We start from the raw sequence: 1,544 nt of genomic DNA, 5'->3' as shown, positions 1-1,544 counted from the left end.
GGGTCACAAGTAGCACTCACATTGCTAGACCCTTCAAGCAGTAGTTCAGCCAAGCCAGTGTCGGTATCAGAGAATGCCAGAATTGTTATATCAGAAGACCCCCATTGGACGTTTTCAGTTATATCAACGGGGTCTGAGCCATAATCACCCAGCGCTGAAAATTGACTACTTTCTTCCGCATAGAGCATTTCATCAGCAGAGCTGACGGAAATACTAGTCAGACCTCCCGCCACGACTGAAACTGTCACCCCTTCACTATCAATATCATCCTGGCTTGCTATGATTTGCGCATCATCAATAGACAAACCAGAGAGGACTCCTTTATCTTCTCTCGAGCCATCAGACAGCGCTACATCACCAACATAAATAACCGAGCTATCACTGACACTCCAGCTTACTTTATCCGAAATGTCTGCCTCATCACCGTCACTATATGTTCCCCTTGCAAGCAGTTGTTGCGAGGATGTTTGACATACTGGAAGGCTCGCAGGTTGATTACTGACGGCTATCGAGACCAAGGGTGCATCGGAAGAGCGCAATGCCTTAGTCGCCGAAAGGTCGGCAAGCCGTGCTATTACATCCGCCGTACCGTTAGATTTACCTGTCGCCACACCATTACTATTCACCGATATAATCGAAGAGTCTGAACTCGACCAGCTTACCGAACTTGAATATCAATCTGGCTGGCACCGCCATCAACATTTCCCAAGGCTGTGAATGTCTCGGTCTCCCCTTCACGCACGCGATCATTCGAGGAAACAATAGAAATAGAGGTCAAATTCTTAGTGTTGACTTCAACGGCTTGAATATAAGTTTGCTCATTACCCACACCACAAGCTGTTAAGACAAAGCTAACTAAAAGTAAAACAGCCCGTGTCATCTTTTTTACTGAACACATATTAAGTCCTTTTTAACTAGAAACTTTGGCGTAAGCCCAAGCTCACACCATCCAGAGAGAGGTGATCCTCATCATAATAACGAAGGCCCTGAATATTGATAAAGGTCTCACTCGAACCCAAACGAAATTCAGCACCACCACCGTAGACAACGCCATGATACAACTCTCTATCTACGGGGCTGGAGGCGCTGCGGGTCATTTCCAGTTCAGACATGCCATAGCCAAGCAAGATAAACAATTTCCCACCGTTCTCAGCCTCTGGAGACTCGAAACGACCCAATATCCCAACCGAAGATACGAGACTCATATCAATACCAATATCGTCTCCCTCAGTGACACCTTGTGCGGCATAAACTTCAAGCCCTACTTGAGGCTCCAAATATAATCCCGCTCTCAGACCAGCTCCAGAGATATCGAACTCCGCTTCGCCACTTTGTTCATTACCAATAGTATTTATCAGGTAGTGGGCATCCAGCCCGGCATAATATTTAGGTTTATCTTCTGCAAAAGCGATACTGCTTAGAGCAAGTAAACATATACTCCCCCCAATGCATTTCTTTAAATTCATTCTCGTCTTCCCTTATCCATACCTTAAATAATGGTTTCCTAGCTTATCAAACTAGCGAGCAATCTTATCCTAATTTTT

General features: G+C 45.3%; 3 protein-coding genes. All 3 read right to left on the bottom strand.

Features of this window, described 5'->3' with window-relative positions:
* A partial coding sequence (locus A3729_RS06640; protein ID WP_197475637.1) for a hypothetical protein occupies nt 1–626 on the bottom strand: 626 nt, incomplete at its 3' end.
* A gap of 32 nt (nt 627–658) precedes the next feature.
* Nucleotides 659–898, bottom strand: a complete 240-nt coding sequence (locus tag A3729_RS06635; protein WP_068633460.1) for a hypothetical protein — start codon at nt 896–898, stop codon at nt 659–661.
* A 16-nt stretch (nt 899–914) separates the two neighbouring features.
* The gene (locus A3729_RS06630) at nt 915–1,466 is read right to left on the bottom strand and encodes an outer membrane beta-barrel protein (protein WP_068509584.1); all 552 of its coding nucleotides are present in this window, start codon (nt 1,464–1,466) and stop codon (nt 915–917) included.
* Between the last annotated feature and the right edge of the window lie 78 nt (nt 1,467–1,544).

The organism is Oleiphilus sp. HI0043 (assembly GCF_001634935.1).
This window is presented reverse-complemented; position numbering and strand designations above follow the sequence as displayed.